At 63.0% G+C, this 14,655-nt stretch carries 13 protein-coding genes and 1 pseudogene; 4 read left to right on the top strand and 10 right to left on the bottom strand.

The genetic code is table 11. The features are described 5' to 3' along the window. Window positions 1–45: 45 nt before the first annotated feature. The 10 genes and pseudogenes from HWX44_RS00855 to rho form a co-directional block, all read right to left on the bottom strand. Window positions 46–861, bottom strand: a complete 816-nt coding sequence (locus HWX44_RS00855; RefSeq protein WP_175972849.1) for a F0F1 ATP synthase subunit delta — start codon at window positions 859–861, stop codon at window positions 46–48. Window positions 862–867: 6 nt separating this feature from the next. Next, window positions 868–1,440, bottom strand: a complete 573-nt coding sequence (locus tag HWX44_RS00850; protein WP_175972848.1) for a F0F1 ATP synthase subunit B — start codon at window positions 1,438–1,440, stop codon at window positions 868–870. Between the two features lie 45 nt (window positions 1,441–1,485). Then, on the bottom strand, window positions 1,486–1,728 hold the full coding sequence (locus tag HWX44_RS00845; RefSeq protein WP_010187073.1) for an ATP synthase F0 subunit C: 243 nt from the start codon (window positions 1,726–1,728) through the stop codon (window positions 1,486–1,488). Between the two features lie 98 nt (window positions 1,729–1,826). Next, window positions 1,827–2,639, bottom strand: coding sequence for a F0F1 ATP synthase subunit A (gene atpB, locus HWX44_RS00840; RefSeq protein ID WP_102234376.1), 813 nt, complete (start codon window positions 2,637–2,639; stop codon window positions 1,827–1,829). A 447-nt stretch (window positions 2,640–3,086) separates the two neighbouring features. Next, window positions 3,087–3,521, bottom strand: coding sequence for a hypothetical protein (locus HWX44_RS00835; protein ID WP_049155069.1), 435 nt, complete (start codon window positions 3,519–3,521; stop codon window positions 3,087–3,089). 16 nt (window positions 3,522–3,537) lie between these two features. Next, window positions 3,538–4,713, bottom strand: coding sequence for an MraY family glycosyltransferase (locus HWX44_RS00830; protein ID WP_175972847.1), 1,176 nt, complete (start codon window positions 4,711–4,713; stop codon window positions 3,538–3,540). Between the two features lie 10 nt (window positions 4,714–4,723). Continuing rightward, window positions 4,724–5,355, bottom strand: a pseudogene (locus HWX44_RS00825) (L-threonylcarbamoyladenylate synthase). Between the two features lie 54 nt (window positions 5,356–5,409). After that, a complete protein-coding gene (prmC, locus tag HWX44_RS00820; protein WP_175972846.1) occupies window positions 5,410–6,357 on the bottom strand; it encodes a peptide chain release factor N(5)-glutamine methyltransferase in 948 nt (315 codons plus the stop codon). Window positions 6,358–6,381: 24 nt separating this feature from the next. After that, window positions 6,382–7,458, bottom strand: a complete 1,077-nt coding sequence (gene prfA / locus HWX44_RS00815; RefSeq protein ID WP_175972845.1) for a peptide chain release factor 1 — start codon at window positions 7,456–7,458, stop codon at window positions 6,382–6,384. Beyond that, window positions 7,458–9,401 carry a transcription termination factor Rho gene (gene rho, locus HWX44_RS00810; protein ID WP_175972844.1) on the bottom strand — a complete coding sequence of 648 codons (1,944 nt, stop codon included), beginning with the start codon at window positions 9,399–9,401 and terminating at the stop codon, window positions 7,458–7,460. The genes prfA and rho overlap by 1 nt, the downstream gene beginning before the upstream one ends. A 465-nt stretch (window positions 9,402–9,866) precedes the next feature. On the opposite strand from rho, the gene HWX44_RS00805 reads away from it, so the two are divergent. The 4 genes from HWX44_RS00805 to moaC all read left to right on the top strand — a co-directional run bounded on the left by HWX44_RS00805 (window position 9,867) and on the right by moaC (window position 14,650). Next, window positions 9,867–11,621: a long-chain fatty-acid--CoA ligase gene (locus tag HWX44_RS00805; RefSeq protein ID WP_175972843.1), complete on the top strand. Its 1,755-nt coding sequence runs from the start codon at window positions 9,867–9,869 to the stop codon at window positions 11,619–11,621. Between the two features lie 49 nt (window positions 11,622–11,670). Further along, entirely contained in the window at window positions 11,671–12,810 is a 1,140-nt protein-coding gene (moaA, locus tag HWX44_RS00800; RefSeq protein WP_175972842.1) for a GTP 3',8-cyclase MoaA, read from the top strand. 10 nt (window positions 12,811–12,820) lie between these two features. Next, window positions 12,821–14,038, top strand: a complete 1,218-nt coding sequence (locus HWX44_RS00795; RefSeq protein ID WP_049155082.1) for a molybdopterin molybdotransferase MoeA — start codon at window positions 12,821–12,823, stop codon at window positions 14,036–14,038. Window positions 14,039–14,164: 126 nt separating this feature from the next. Next, the gene (moaC, locus tag HWX44_RS00790; protein ID WP_049155083.1) at window positions 14,165–14,650 is read left to right on the top strand and encodes a cyclic pyranopterin monophosphate synthase MoaC; all 486 of its coding nucleotides are present in this window, start codon (window positions 14,165–14,167) and stop codon (window positions 14,648–14,650) included. Window positions 14,651–14,655: the final 5 nt, after the last annotated feature.

Here is a 14,655-nt window from a genome sequence, read left to right as displayed (position 1 = left end):
GGTAGTATCTTCCAGCAATTACTTAATCGTTTCTGTCGTTTCGGCTTATGCCATCTGCGCGCGAAGGCGGGCAATCTTGCCTGCCGTCGAGCCATCGATGACTTCGTCGCCGACGCGGATGGTCATACCACCGAGGAGGCTGGTGTCAACCTCAGAGTGGATGGACATCGCACGACCATAAATTTTGCCCAGCTTTTCAGCGAGTGCTGCCCGCTGGCTATCGTTCAGCTCACCCGCCGAGGTCACGCGCGCGATGGTACGGCCCTGCAGCTTAGCTGCAGTGTCCGCCAAACCGGCGAGATCATCAATCGGGTTCTGCTCCGGGCGGCCAATGGCCTGCAGCGCGAGGGCTTCAGTAACCATCGTGACCTTGCCGTAGAGCACGCTTGCCAGCAGTCCAACCTTGCGGTCGGACGTCGCAGTACGGTCTGAAAGCAGCTGGGTCAGTTCGCCTTCGCGGTCAAGCACGCGCGACAGGGAGAAGAGTTCGTCTTCCACCTGGCCCAGCTTGCCCTCAAACTCAGCGCCACGCAGCAGTGCGCGGCGGCCAAGGATGATAAGGCCACGGGCGATATCACGCGGCGTCGACCACTGTGCGGCGGCTGCCTCCTGGAGCACCTGCAGTGCTACCGGGGAAACCTTGCCGCCGAAAAGGGTCTGGACCAGGGACTTGCGCTCCTCGGAGGTGGCGGCGTCGTCGGTCAGTGCGACGCGCAGCTCGCGGTCGCCGTCGAGGACGCGGACCACCTCGAAGAGGTCCTGGCCTGCCTGGGTAGCAGTCGCTACCGAGCGGTCACCGGAGAGGAACTCATCCAGCTTGGACTCAACGGTAGCGAGTGCTTCGCGGCTAGCTGCCTTCATCGTTGCCTACTTTCCGGCCGGTGCCACAGTGTCGAGCTCGGACAGGAAGTTATCAATGGTGGAGGACTGCTTGGTGGCGTCCGAAAGTTCGCCGCCGAGCAGCTTCTCTGCCAGGTTGATGGAGTTCTGCCCGATGTCGGAACGCAGCTCAGACACGACCTGTGCGCGGGAAGCCTGAAGCTGCTTCTCGCCAGCGGTCAGAATGCGACGAGATTCTTCTTCTGCAGCTTCCTTAGCCTCTGCCTCGATCAGCTTGCCGCGCTCACGCGCTTGCTCACGAATCTCCGCAGCCTCTGCTCGCGCGTCAGCGAGCTGAGCATTGTACTTTTCCAGAGCGGCCTTTGCTTCGGCCTGCTGAGCCTCCGCACGCTTAAGGCCACCTTCGATCCGGTCTTCACGCTCCTGCAACATCTTGTTGTATGCCGGAAGAACGAACTTCCAGAACACAATCAGGATGATGGCGAACGGAATGAGAGACCAGACCAAGTCGTACATCTTGGGCAGAAGGATGGAGTTGCCGCTCTCCAGCGGCAGGAGCTCACTTCCTTCCGCTGCAAGGTAGTAAATGACGTTGTTCATGGGGCTCCGTTCTTAAAGTTCGATTTACTTTGTGTAAAGCGCTCTTTAGAACAGGAAGCCTGCAACGAGGCCGATCAGGGCGAGGGCCTCAACGAAGGCGATACCCAGGAACATGGTGGTACGCAGCTGGCCAGCCATCTCCGGCTGACGTGCCATGCCCTCGACGGTCTTGCCGACGAGGATACCGATGCCCAGACCCGGGCCGATGGTTGCGATGCCGTAGCCGATGGCACCGAGACCCTTGAGGGTGGACTCGTCAGCGGCCTGAGCAAGAATGATTTCGTTCATGATGAAAGTCGTTCCCTTTCAATGTTTTCCCACGGACTCTTCCGCGGGGGATGTGGTGGTTTTGGGGTATTTAGTTAACCGCGAGGTTCGCGTTGTTGTTAGTGCGAATCTGCATGCAGCGATAGTTCGATGTATACCGCCGTCAGCAGGGCGAAGATGTATGCCTGCAGGAAGATGACGATGATTTCGTAAATCGTGAACAGAACCGCCGCGACCAGCGTTAGGCCACTCAGTGCAGTCCAACCGTTGAACTGGAAGAAGAAGAAGTTCGTTGCCGAGTACAACAGGACCAAAATGAGGTGGCCAGCCAGGAAGTTCGCCATCAGACGAAGAGCCAGCGTGACTGGGCGCATGACAAACGTAGAGAATGCCTCAATCGGCACGACAAGTACGTGCAGCAACGGCGGCAGGTTAGGAATAACCACCGAGGACTTGATGAACTTGCCGAAGCCAAAGCGCTTAGCGCCGGCGTAAATCATGGCGATGTACGCGACGACAGCCAGCACGATTGGCATACCAATACGAGCGTTCGGAGAGATGTTTAGAGCTGGAACAATAGTTGCTACGTTCCAGAACAAAACACCGAAGAAGATCGTGGCCAAGATCGGAAGGAATCGACGCCCTTCCTTGCGGCCCAAGATGTCTTCTGCGATGTGAATTCGTACGAAGTCAATCGCATGCTCCGCTACGTTTTGCAATCCTTTAGGAACCAGCTTCGGGTTCCTGAAGGCGACAACAAAAAGGAGCACCAGGATGGCCGCCATGAACAGGCGAACCAGCATGATGCGATCCAAAGCGAACCAACCGTTGGCGAAATCGGCGAAAAGAAGATCGACGACTTCACCATCATCGGTTACGTGCCCCGGGAAAAATTCTGGATCCAGTTCGGGTGCGTGAAACTCACCCTTCATGGCCAATGTCGTAACGCTCAGCGTTCTCTCCCGTGTTCGGGCCACACAGCTTGTCGAAGGCTATGTGGTGCGATGGACGTCTCAAGCTCTTTGCCCTGTCCACGGACTCCGTCGCACATCAGCGTAAACAGGGCAAGGATAAACCGTACTTTTTCGGGATAGCATGACGCTAACCCGCGGTAACCCGAAGAGAATGCTATCAGTTCGCCCTCAAGTTTTCGCACGTGGGGGCCCCGTTGCGGCCCTAAAGGCACAGCCTAGTGCCAACGGGCCCTATAAAACGCCCACATTCTGCCGAAACCCTGCCAAGTGTATTTGGTCACATACCCGCGTTTTCCCACCTTGACGGGGGTAACGGGCACTGTTGCTGCCACCGCTTTACTACACAAAAAGCCACCCTCCCGGGGTCACCGGAAGCAGTGGCTCAGTCTAAAAGGTCGAGGCTGGCTAGGACACGTAGGTCACGTTGGATGTAATCACGCCCCAGACCTCGGTTCCCAGCGTCACCGCCAGGGCTAGCAGCACAGTCACAAACAGCGCCATCGTGTCATAGAACTCCAAGTCCTTAATCAGCAACAGCACCATAATCAGGATGACCACCTTGAGCAACCAGCCGCCGAGCACCACAGCCATCGTGGTCGAGGGAGTAGTCCGCGCGGTAAGGAGCACCGAGGCTGCGGTAAAGAGCACGAAGCCGCCTCCGATAGCGGCGCCGACGAGCACTCCCCAGATGCCAGGCAACCCGCGGACACCACCCCAGATAGCCAGGGACGCGATGGTCACGACGACAAGGCCGATGGCCCCGAGGCGGAGCGCACGCTTGAGGGGACGCCGATGATCGTCGTACGGCGAAAGCTCTTCGGAGGTCGTTGAATCAGTCACAGCCCCATACCCTACCTCAGGAGGGATCCGTTTCCACCACCACGCTGGTGGGACGCGGCTGGCGCCCAAGCTTCCCCTGACGCAGCGGAATCAGAGTCACGCCGAAGGCCACAACGAGCGCGACAGCCGCTAGTACGACGGCCACGGGCGCGGGAACGATGGAAAAGGAGACGGCCCCAAAGGCCACCGCAGAGACCCACAGGTACAGCACCAACACGGTGCGGCGGTGAGTATGCCCCAGTGAGAGCAGCCGGTGGTGGATGTGGGCCTTGTCCGCGGCAAAGGGCGAGCGCCCCTGGGATACGCGCCGGATCACGGCCCAGACAAGGTCGAGGACTGGAATAAAGACCGCAGCAACAACGACGATGACAGGTGACATCAGCGCCACGATGTCCACGGTTCCATACAGCGACATGTTGATCTTGCCCGACGCTGAGGTCGACGCCGCGGCAAGCAACAAACCGATCAACATCGCCCCGCTATCCCCCATGAAAATGCGGGAGGGCTCGAAGTTATGCGGGAGGAACCCGGCGCACACGCCCACGAGTGCCGCCGCGATGATCGCCGGCGGATAGGCCGACACCGCTCCACCCTGGTCATGCAGCACGGTCAGCGAGAAGACCAAGATGGCGCCACCAGCAATCATGCCCAGCCCGGCGGCCAGCCCATCGAGCCCGTCCACGAAGTTGATTGCGTTGATGAGCAGAACCGTAAAGAAGGTAGTCAAGAGTGTTCCCTGGACCTGGTCGAGGATAACCGTGGTCCCATCACCAAAGGGCAAGAAGAGAAGAGTCCACGTCAGACCTAGACCGCTCATGATGGCCGCGGCCACCAATTGCCCGATGAGCTTGACCAGAGCACTCAGCTCCACCAGATCATCCACCACGCCGACGATGACAATGGCCGCGGCTGACCACAGCACAGCATTCATCTCCGGCGTGACCGGCATAAACCCGCGAGTCAAGGCTGGAAGCTGGCCCGCTAGGTACACAGCGGCCCCAAACCCCGTGAACATGGCAACGCCACCCAACTGCGGGGTCGGTTGCGAGTGACTATCACGCAGACGAATCTCCGCCACCTGGCCGCTGCGCACCAAGACGCTGCGCACCAGTCCGGTGGTGAGGTAGGTAAACGCCGCTGCGACGAAGATGATCAACGCCAGTTCGCGCAGCGGCACTCCGGTTCCAGCCACTGATGTCTCCTTAAGAGGATTGGCTACCCGGTCGGGTGCGCAAGGACTCTGCAGACACTCCGATGACCTCGCCGATCTGCTCGGCGCTCAGCGCGCCTTCGCGCAAGAGGTAGGGGCGCGGACCGGACAGATCGATAATGGTGGAGGGCTTGCCCACCTCGGCCTCTCCCCCATCCAGATAGACCGTGACGGCCTTGCCCAGCTGCTGCTTGGCGGCAATCGCGGTGGTCGGCGGGGTTTGGCCGGAGATATTCGCGGAGACAGATGGCCCTCGCGAAAGCCGTAATACGAGTGCGGGGCGCGCATCCCGTGCCGGGTATCGCCAGTTCGGAAGCGAGGCGCTTGCGGTCGATGGACAAACCCACCGAGAAGGCCTCGATAAGCGTTTGTGCGGTGTCATCCAAAGAGGCGACAAGGCCTTTTACGGTGTCCCAGGATCCCGAGCACCGGCGCATGTCCGGCCGCGGTGTTGGTGGCCAACAGGCTCGCAGCGGCGTCATTATCGAAGGCAGCGCAGCCCAACCCGTAGAGCGTGTCGGTGGGCATCACGACGAGTCGACCTGACTTGGCCGCTTTGACGGCAAGTGCCATACCTTCTTCGCGCTCACTAGCGTCCGCACAGTTATAAATCTGTCCCTGCATTGGTCTCTCCTTCAATCCCGTTCCTATCGGCTTGTCGACCAATCTTCGACCAATCTACTGTACTCCTCGCTTCGCTGTGACAAATCGTGCGGTGCCAGTGAGGTCCTTGAGCACCTCGATATCGCTGAAGCCGCCGTGCGCGCGCAGGGCTTCCTGCACCTGTTGGGAGGTCTCGTCGTCGTGCTCAATGCCCACATGCCCGCCGGGGCGCAGCAGCGCGGCGATGGTCGGAATCATCGCGTTGATGGTCTCCATGCCGTCTACTCCGCCAAACACCGCATCGTGCGGATCCTGGTAGACCTCCGGGTCCAAGTCTGGGGTCTCCGGAACGTAGGGCGGGTTGGTGAGCACGAGGTCAACGGTGCCATGCAGCTTCGACAAAAGCTGGGCGTCGGTGACGTCGCCCTGCACCACGTTCACAGAACCCGCCCCGCCGCGCGCAGCGGTTGCGGCATTGCGCCGGGTGTAGGCCAGGGCGGCGTCGGCTAGCTCCACTGCCCACACCTGGGTCTGCGGCACATAGTGGGCGACGTACAGCGCGAGTGCCCCGGACCCGGTACACAAATCCACGACGCGGGGAGAGTGCGAGTTAAGTTTCTTCGTCACCTCCGCGTTAAATTTCTTCGACTTCTCCAACGAGTTAAGTTTCCTCATCTCCCACGAGTTAAGTTTCCTCAGAAACTTAACTCCCCAGTCGGCGAGCACCTCCGTCTCCGGGCGCGGGATGAACACGCCGGGGCCCACCTCGAGTTCGAGGGGGCCGAACCACGCCACGCCCAGGATGTGCTGCAGGGGCTCGCGTGCTTCACGACGCCCCACCAACGCCCCATAGGCCACGTCAAAGCCGGGCATCGGAGCCTCGTTAAGCGGGATATCCAGGTGGCCGCAGAGGATGAGGTGGGCAGCCAGCAAACGCGCGTCCCACTCGGGGGAAGGAACCCCGGCAGCGCGAAGGCGCTCCGTGGCATCACGAAGCGCCTCCTTATAGGTGTGAAAAGTCACCGAATTAAACCGTGCCTTAGTCTTCTAGTCCTCAGCTTCAAGGCGCTCCGCGCGCTCCTGGGCTTGTAGAGCGTCGATGAGGTCCTGCATGTCACCGTTGAGCACGGAGTCCAGGTTATTGGCCTTGTAGCCGATGCGGTGGTCGGTGATGCGGTTCTCCGGCCAGTTATAGGTGCGGATGCGCTCGGAGCGGTCCATGGTGCGCACCTGGGAGGCGCGCTGCTCGCCGGCCTCGGCCTCGCGGGCCTCGCGCTCCATCTGGTCCAGGCGGGCTTGCAGCACCTGCAGGGCACGCGCCTTGTTCTGAATCTGGGAGCGCTCCTTCTGACAGGTCACCACCAGGCCGGTCGGCAGGTGGGTAATACGCACCGCGGAGTCAGTGGTGTTCACGCCCTGACCACCCTTACCGGAGGAACGGTAGACGTCGACGCGGATATCCTTGTCATCGATGTTGACTGCTTCGACTTCTTCCGGTTCCGGGTAGACCAGCACACCGGCTGCGGAGGTCTGGATGCGGCCCTGGGACTCGGTCACCGGCACGCGCTGCACGCGGTGGACACCGCCCTCAAACTTGAACACGCTCCACGCGCCATCACGGGACGGGGTCTTGGACTTGAAGGAGATGGACATATCCTTCACGCCACCGAGGTCGGACTCGTTGAGGCCCAGGACCTCCCACTGGAAGCCGATCTTATCGGCGTAGCGCTCGTACATGCGGGCCAGGTCGCCGGCAAAGAGTGCTGCCTCTTCGCCGCCGGCACCGGCCTTAATCTCCATGATGATGTCCTCGGAGTCATGCTCATCGCGCGGGGCCAGCAGGTCCGCGAGCTTTTCCTCCAGCTGAACGACGAGCGGCTCGAGGCGGTCGACCTCAGGCTGGAACTCGTGGTCCTCGTAGGCCATTTCTTTGGCATCGGCCAGGTCTTGGCGAGCCTGGACCAGCTCGTCGTTCACGGCGACGATGGGCCGCAGTTCGGCGTACCGCTTGGACAGCTTGCGGAACTGGGACTGATCACCGGCTACCTCCGGGTCAGCCATCTGCATTTCGATGCCTTGGAACTCGGAGACAATGTCATCGACGAGGGAAACCTGGTTAGACATTACTTGTAGTCCTCCTCATCCGTGTCAGCCGCCATGGGCGCGGACGAGGCCACCTGCATGAGGAACTCGCCGTTGGAGCGGGTCTTCTTGAGCTGCTTAATCAGCAGGTCAATAGCGGCGAAGGAGTCCAGGCCGGAGAGGATGCGGCGCAGCTTGGTCATGATGCGTGCTTCCTCCGGAACCAGCAGGAGCTCGTCCTTGCGGGTGCCGGACGGGTTGACATCCACGGCCGGGAAAATGCGGCGCTCGGAGATGGCGCGGTCCAGCTTGAGCTCGGCGTTGCCGGTGCCCTTGAACTCCTCGAAGATGACGGTGTCACCGGTGGAGCCGGTCTCCACCATGGCGGTGGCGATGATGGTCAGCGAGCCGCCGTTCTCGATGTTGCGGGCAGCACCCAGGAAGCGCTTCGGCGGGTACAGGGCGTTGGAGTCCACACCACCGGACAGGATGCGGCCGGATGCCGGGGAGGAGTTGTTGTAAGCGCGGCCGAGGCGGGTGATGGAGTCGAGCAGGACGACGACGTCCTTGCCCTGCTCCACCAGGCGCTTGGCGCGCTCGATCGCCAGCTCCGCCACCGAGGTGTGCTCTGACGGCGGGCGGTCAAAGGTGGAGGCGATGACCTCACCATTGACGCTGCGCTGCATGTCGGTGACCTCTTCGGGGCGCTCGTCCACGAGGACGACCATGAGGTAGCACTCCGGGTTGTTCGTGGCGATGGCGTTGGCGATGTTCTGCAGGATCGTCGTCTTACCGGCCTTCGGTGGGGAGACGATGAGCGCGCGCTGGCCCTTACCAATCGGCATGATGAGGTCGATGACGCGGGTGGTGAGGATCTTCGGGTCCGTCTCCAAGCGCAGGCGCTGGTTCGGGTACAGCGGGGTGAGCTTGGCGAAGTCCGGGCGCTCCTTCGCTGTGGACGGATCCAGGCCGTTGACGGTGTCGACCTCCACGAGCTGGTTGTACTTGCGGCGGTTGCGGCCGTTGCCGTGGGTGTGGGTCGGGCCCGAGACCTTGACCTTGCCGGTCAGGGCGTCGCCAGAGCGCAGGCCCAGGCGGCGCACGAGGTTGTTGTTGACAAAAACATCGGAGCTGGCCGCGCGGTAGCCGGTAGTGCGCAGGAAGGCCACGTTGTTGTCGACGACCTCGAGGATGCCGCCGACTACCTGCACTTCATCGCCCTCGCGGATCTGCAGGTCATTGCCACCGTTGCCGCCGCCATCGCGGTCACGCCCGCGGCGGTTGCGACGGTTGCGGCGATTGCGGCGGCCACCGCCGCCGTTGTTGTCATCATCGTTGCGGTGGTTATCGCGGCGGTTGTTGTTGCCGCCCCCGTTATTGCCACCGCCGTTGTTGCCACCGTTGCCGTGGTCCCCGTTATCGGAGTTGTCGGAGTTGTTGCCGCCACGGGACTGGTTGCCCTCCGACTTGGACTGCTTGTCCTCGGCGCCGTTGCCATTTCCGTTGCCGTTGTTATTGCCCTTGGCTTCTTCGCGGGCCTCGCGCTCCTGGCGGCGCGCGCGGTTACGGCGGGCGCGGCGGGCCTGGGAGCGGGACTCGTAGCGTTGCTCGTCGTGACCGTCCTTCTGCTCGGACTCCTGAGCGCCGTCCTCGCTCTTGTGAGTGTTCTCAGGCTCCTGCTTCTCGGAGGCCTGGTCAGCAGCGCCGGCAGGGCGGGAAGCCTTGCGGGTCGCGCGGCGCGGCTGCGCGTCCTTCTTCGACTCCTTCTGTGCGGAGTCCTCTGCGGCGGGTGCGTCCTTAGCCTCGCCCTGGGCAGCGGCCTTCGCGCCGCGCGCCGGCACCTGGCCGGTGGTCAGGGCAGTAATGAGATCCCCCTTGCGCAGTCCGGAGACGCCGCGAAGTCCGCGCTCCGCAGCTAGCTTGCGCAATTCCGGCAGCTTCAGGGAGGCGAGATCCTGTGCTGCGGTCTTGTCCGTATCGCTCACGGATATCCTTTCGTCGCTTCACCAACGCGCGCCGTCTTGTCTGCCGCACCTGCACTGTGCGTGGTGCTGTTCCAGTCGGGCGTTGGAAGCCAGTGTGTAATTGGGATGGTCCTCCGCCACCAACGAGTTCACGCAACCGCGATCCCCGTGGGCGGTGGTTGTCTTGGCTCTCCCCCCTCTCCGGCCCTGCGGTACGGAACGTGAAGGACTCCTTGTTGAACTCCTGAAAGCACTCAAGGAATCGGCCGCGGGTCAAGCGCGAGGAGATATTTTAAGAAGGCGACTGCGAGCGTATCTCTCCCCTCTCACCGTCGCGCGCACCGTTGGACTGCTATGAGTTTTCACCGCAGGTGTGTGCGTCGTGGAGGGAGCTCGGAGATGCGGGGAAAGCCTTCCCCGCCAGTCGCGGATAACTATACCGCATCCTTCCCCCGCGCTCACACTGACACGGCTAAAGTAGTGCGCATGCTCTCCACAATGCAGGATATCCCGCTGTCCCTCACCCGCATCCTGGAGTACGGTTCCTCCGTCCACGGCCAAACCCAGGTCATCACCTGGCACAGCGCCAATCCCGGCAATGAACGCGAGGAAACCACTTTCGCCGATGTCGGCGCCCGCGCCGCGGCCTTCGCCCACGCCCTGCATGACACGCTCGGCATCACCGGTGACGAGCGCGTGGGCTCACTGATGTGGAATTGCGCCGAGCACCTCGAAGTGCTTTTTGGCACCGCCTGCAAGGGCGCGGTGTTCACGCCGCTCAACAAGCAGCTGATGAATGACCAGATCCGGCACATCATCAACCACGCTGAGGTCCGCGTCATCGTCGCGGACTGTCGCCTCGCCGAGCAACTGGCCCAGGTTCTGGAAGGCGTGGACTGCGTGCGTGCGGTGGTGTTTACGGGCGTCGGCAAGCCCAGCACCGCTCTGCCGGGCAACGTTGAAATCTACAGCTACGAGCAACTGCTGGATGGGCGCTCCACCGTCTATGACTGGCCGGTTTTGGAAGAGCACACCGCCGCCGCACTGTGTTACTCCACCGGCACCACTGGTGCACCAAAGGGCGTGCTCTACTCCCACCGCGCTCTGTACTTGGAAGGAATGCAGCTGCGCTCCTCCGATTCCCTGTGTGTGACCCACGGCGAGACATTCCTGTGCTGCATCCCCATCTATCACGTGCTGAGCTGGGGTGTTCCCTTTGCTGCGTGGATGACGGGCACGCCGCTGGTGCTTCCCGACGCCGACGTCTCCCCCGCCACCCTGGCCAAAATCATCGCCGCCACCTCCCCGCGCGTGGCGCACGGTGTGCCCACCATTTGGATTCAGCTCTTCGTGCACTACCTCAAGAACCCGCCGGAGCGCATGACCCTGACGGAGATCTTCGCTGGCGGCTCCCCTGTGCCGCCGCAGCTCATCAAGAGTTGGGAGGAGCGCTACGGTGTGGACGTGGTCCACGTGTGGGGTATGGCGGAAACCACCACGGTGGGTACCGTGGCGCGCCCGCCCTCAGGCGCCTCGGGTGAGGCGCGCTGGGCCTACCGCATTTCCCAAGGGCGCTTCCCTGCCTCCTTGGAATACCGCGTGGTCAATGACGGCCACGTGGTCAACACCACCGACCGCAACGCTGGCGAGATTCAGGTCCGCGGCAACTTGGTCACCGGTTCTTACTACCACTCGCCTGCCTCGGAGGACGGCGGTGCTGCCCACGAGTTCCGTGGCAAAGATGTCGAGGACGCGGACTCCAAGTTCACGGCCGACGGATGGCTGCGCACCGGCGACGTCGGCTTCGTCACCGAGGATGGCTTCCTCACCGTGGAGGATCGCGCCCGCGATGTCATCCGTTCCGGTGGTGAGTGGATCTACTCCGTGCAATTGGAGAACCTCATCATGGCCAACCCGGTGGTGCTGGAATGCGCCGTCATTGGCTACCCCGACAAGCAATGGGTCGAGCGCCCGCTGGCTGTCACCGTGCTCGCCGCGGACATCAGCCCCACGATTGAGACCGCCGAGCGCCTGCGCAACGGGATGCGCTCTGAGCTTCCCTCCTGGATGCTGCCGGAGTATTGGACGTTCGTAAAATCCATCGATAAGACTTCGGTGGGCAAGTTCGACAAGAAGGACCTGCGCGCCCACTTGGCGGAAGGCGAGTACAACATCATCCGGCTGAAGGGCCCGGGCGAGGCGCAGCGCCTCGATGCCGGAGAGGATGACGGGGAGGACTAGCCCCACCCCGCCTACTCATTCGGCAGGCTTCGATCTAGACTTGCCAGCAATGTCCGCCCAACGATCCCAACCTTCGCCACACACCTCCGCCCCGCTGACGCTGCCATTGCCGCGCGTACGGGGCGCGGGGACTCCGCCCACGGACCTGCCGGCGCAAGGGCCCGACGGCCGCCGCGCGCTCGTGGATCGCTACGGCCGCCAAGCCCGCGACCTGCGCGTCCCCCTGGCGGATCGCTGCAACCCACGCCGCCCCTACCGCCTGCCCGCCGAAGGTTATGAGTGGCTGCCCACCGAACACACGCTCAGCGATGAAGAAACCATCCGTCTTATCCGCCTCGCGGTAGACAAGCTCGGCATCCAGCAGGTGCGCTTCACCGGCGGGGAGCCGCTCCTGCGCGGCTCCTTAGAGAAAATCATCGCCGCGACCAAAGCTCTGCGGACCGACGAAGGTACGGCACCCACTACTGCTCTCACCACCAACGGGCTGGGCCTAGATAAGCGCCTGCCGGGGCTGCAGCGCGCCGGGCTCGACCGCGTCAACATCTCCTTAGACACCCTCGATCCGGAGCTCTATGCCCGGCTCACCCGGCGCGACCGCCTGGCAGATGTGCTCACATCCATCGATGCCGCGCTGGCCGCCGACATGGACCCAGTCAAGATCAACGCCGTCATCATGCCGGGTGTCAACGAGTCTGCGATCCTTCCCCTGGCTCGCTTTTGCCTCGAACGCGGCGCGCAACTGCGATTCATTGAGCAGATGCCGCTGGGCCCACGGGAGGAGTGGACGCGTTCCCAGATGGTCACCGCGGAGGATATCTTGGGGCGCTTGGCCGAAGACTTCGAGCTCGCCCCGGCTAAGAAACCCCGCGGCTCCGCGCCGGCGGCACTGTGGTCTGCGGTCTCGCGCGATGGCTCCCTCCCCATAGGACACATCGGGGTGATCGCCTCCGTAACTCGGCCCTTCTGCGGGGACTGCGACCGCACGCGCCTGACCGCAGACGGCGCGGTGCGCAATTGCCTCTTCGGCAACTCGGAAACCTCCCTGCGCGACCTCATGCGCGCTGGCGCCAGCGATGAAGAGCTCGCCACCGCGTGGGCGGGTGAAATGTGGAGGAAATTACCGGGCCACGGGGTGGATGATGAAGGTTTCCTCCAGCCGGATCGCCCGATGTCCGCCATCGGTGGCTAGATTGGGTGCAATGACGAGTACCGGGACTGACTTAAGTATCGAGGAATACTTCGAGTGCCTCCACGCGCTGGTCCGCGCCTTGCCTTCGGAACGCGCTGCCTTATCGCAGGGTCGCGTGCTGGCTGAGCCCCTCGTCGCCCGCCTTCCCCTCCCGCCGCAGGATAATTCGGCCATGGATGGCTTCCTCATTCCTCAGCCTTCCTCACCAGACAGTCTCACCGTTCCCTTCACTTTGCCTGTCGTGGGTGATGTGCCTGCCGGCGCGCCGGCCCAAACCCTGCCGCCCGGCACTGCGCTGCGCATCATGACCGGTGGTCCAGTACCCGCGGGCTTTGATGGTCTGGTCATCCCCGTGGAAGACACCGATATTCCACCAGGCCCCGGGCCACTGCCTGAGACCGTCACGGTGCACCGCCTTCCCGAGCGCAACCACATCCGGCGGCGCGGCTCCCACATCGAGGCCGGGCACCAACTAGCCGGTGCCGCCACGCTGGTGGACGCCTCCCTTATCGCCGCCGCCCTCTCCGCCGGCGTCGACACCGCCGTGCTCCACCGCACCCCGCGGGTGACCGTCATTGCCACGGGTGAGGAGCTGCTCAACGGCCAGCTCCCGGATTCCAATGGTCCGATGCTCGACGCACTCCTTAGCACTACCGGCCCCGTTGACATCGCCCGCACGGTATGTGGCGATTCACCCGTTGAGCTGCGCCGCCGCTTCGACGCGGCTGCCGCTGACTCCGATCTCATCGTCACCACCGGCGGGGTTTCCGCAGGAGCCTTTGACGTGGTTCGCGCGGTCGTTGAGGATGCCGTGGAGCGCGGCTCATATTGGTTCGGACACGTCAACCAGCGCCCCGGCGCGCCGCAAGGCCACGCGCTGTGGGACGGTGTTCCCGTGGTGTGTTTGCCGGGCAACCCGGTGGCGGCGTTCGTCTCCGCGCATCTCTACCTCACCCCGCTGATGCGTTCCTTGCGTGGGCTGCCCCGCCCCACCGGAGTTTTAGACCGGCCGCACCTGACGGCCGTCGCTGGGGCTGACTTCCCGCATCCGCACCGCCCGCTTATTCAGCCGTGCTCGATTGCTCTGGACGGAAGCATCACCGCCTTCCCGCCGCCTGGACCACGCATGCGCAGCCACCACGTTGCAGCACTGCCCGGCACGCAAGGTTTCGCGCTGCTGACGAGCCCCGTCACCACAGGGGAGCAACTTACCGTCTACCCCTACTAGCTTCACGGTGCTTCACCACATCCCCCACCCCTCCGTTGTTGCCAAAGATCGCGCCTCTAAACGCCGGATCGGCCCACTCTTCGTCAGATAGGCTAGGTCCACCCAAGGAAAGGACCCGCTGTAGCCATGAAGTTCACTCACCTTAATGAGGCCGGCTCCGCCTACATGGTGGACGTCACCGATAAGAAGCCCACCGTGCGTTCCGCCACCGCCCAAGGCGAGGTGGCCTGCTCGCCGGAGGTCCTCACCGCGCTGCAGGAAGGAACCGTGCCGAAGGGCGACGTGCTTGCGGTTGCTCGAGTGGCCGGTATTGCGGCCGCCAAGAAGGTCCCGGATCTCCTACCGCTTGCCCACACCATCGGCGTGCACGGGTGCGCGGTCGACATCGAGCTGCGCGAAGACCACGTCTTCATCGAAGCCACCGTTCACACCGCCGACCGCACCGGCGTGGAAATGGAGGCGCTGACCGCGGTGAACGTTGCGGCGCTAGCTCTCATCGACATGGTGAAAGGCGTGGACCGCTCCGCTTATATCCGGCGCTGCGGCATCACAGCGAAGTCCGGCGGCCGCTCGGGTGATTGGTCCCGCGACCTGCCGGGTGAGGAAGGATAGTGAAC

It is taken from the genome of Corynebacterium sp. Marseille-Q2823, from assembly GCF_903645345.1.
Lineage (GTDB): Bacteria > Actinomycetota > Actinomycetes > Mycobacteriales > Mycobacteriaceae > Corynebacterium > Corynebacterium hiratae.
Note: the sequence above shows the minus strand (reverse complement) of the source record. Positions and strands in the feature narration are given on the sequence as shown.

Excerpts from the sequence above, each read along its gene's own strand:
- HWX44_RS00855 (WP_175972849.1), bottom strand. The coding sequence starts at position 861 with ATGAAGGCAGCTAGCCGCGAAGCACTCGCTACCGTTGAGTCCAAGCTG.
- HWX44_RS00850 (WP_175972848.1), bottom strand. The coding sequence starts at position 1,440 with ATGAACAACGTCATTTACTACCTTGCAGCGGAAGGAAGTGAGCTCCTG.
- HWX44_RS00845 (WP_010187073.1), bottom strand. The coding sequence starts at position 1,728 with ATGAACGAAATCATTCTTGCTCAGGCCGCTGACGAGTCCACCCTCAAG.
- atpB (WP_102234376.1), bottom strand. The coding sequence starts at position 2,639 with ATGAAGGGTGAGTTTCACGCACCCGAACTGGATCCAGAATTTTTCCCG.
- prfA (WP_175972845.1), bottom strand. The coding sequence starts at position 7,458 with ATGTCTAACCAGGTTTCCCTCGTCGATGACATTGTCTCCGAGTTCCAA.
- HWX44_RS00805 (WP_175972843.1), top strand. The coding sequence starts at position 9,867 with ATGCTCTCCACAATGCAGGATATCCCGCTGTCCCTCACCCGCATCCTG.
- moaA (WP_175972842.1), top strand. The coding sequence starts at position 11,671 with ATGTCCGCCCAACGATCCCAACCTTCGCCACACACCTCCGCCCCGCTG.
- HWX44_RS00795 (WP_049155082.1), top strand. The coding sequence starts at position 12,821 with ATGACGAGTACCGGGACTGACTTAAGTATCGAGGAATACTTCGAGTGC.
- moaC (WP_049155083.1), top strand. The coding sequence starts at position 14,165 with ATGAAGTTCACTCACCTTAATGAGGCCGGCTCCGCCTACATGGTGGAC.